Source organism: Muribacter muris (assembly GCF_004569585.1).
Taxonomy (GTDB): domain Bacteria; phylum Pseudomonadota; class Gammaproteobacteria; order Enterobacterales; family Pasteurellaceae; genus Muribacter; species Muribacter muris.
Genome location: NZ_SPPA01000087.1, coordinates 1 through 252 on the forward strand (window position 1 = coordinate 1; position 252 = coordinate 252).

General features: G+C 38.1%; 1 pseudogene. It reads right to left on the reverse strand.

Annotated features, from left to right (window positions below):
- Window positions 1–126, reverse strand: a pseudogene (locus E4T80_RS12705) (IS481 family transposase); the annotation flags it as partial.
- Window positions 127–252: the final 126 nt, after the last annotated feature.

A 252-nucleotide genomic window follows, 5' to 3' on the forward strand; every position in this document is an offset into this window, starting at 1 on the left:
GATTGCCAAATAAAGCTCATAATCGTGATTTTCTACCTTACCACAATATTCACTCCCTCTGTCGGTAAGAATGCGTAATATCGGTAAATTTTGGCTTTCAAAGTAAGGCAACACGTTATCGTTGAGTGTTAATGATCATGCAAAAATGCGCCAGGCTGATGCAGTAAGATCATCGAAAAGTGATCCACTGCATCTTTTGATAAACTCCTTGTTATTTAAACAGGGAATAACCTGGTATGCTTTGCATGGAAA